The organism is Methylobacterium nigriterrae (genome assembly GCF_037106235.1).
Lineage (GTDB): Bacteria > Pseudomonadota > Alphaproteobacteria > Rhizobiales > Beijerinckiaceae > Methylobacterium > Methylobacterium nigriterrae.
In genome coordinates this window covers 1-313 of record NZ_JBAWTG010000669.1, presented here as the reverse complement: position 1 = coordinate 313, position 313 = coordinate 1, and the positions used below count along the sequence as shown (strand labels likewise).

At 71.9% G+C, this 313-nt stretch carries 1 protein-coding gene; it reads left to right on the top strand.

The window, feature by feature from the left end; genetic code table 11:
- Window positions 1-313 (top strand): transposase (locus tag WDW90_RS38660; protein ID WP_336492940.1); only part of this gene is annotated, 313 nt, incomplete at both ends.

The window sequence follows — 313 nt, the reverse complement described above, 5'->3', positions numbered from 1 at the left end:
TGTGCCGCGCGGTCCGGTCATCCTGGCGCTCGACGACACGATCGAGCGCCGCCGTGGCAAGCGCAGCGCGGCCAAAGGCATCTACCGCGACCCGGTGCGCTCTTCCGATGGCCACTTCGTCAAGGCGAGCGGGCTGCGCTGGATGAGTCTGATGCTGCTCGCCCCGATCCCGTGGGCTGGACGGGTCTGGGCCCTGCCGTTCCTGACAGCGTTGGTGCCATCCGAGCGCGCCGGCCGCGAGCGGGGCCGTCGCCACCAGTCCGTGCTCGAGGTGGGCCGCCAACTTGTCCTTCAGGCCCGCCGCTGGCTGCCG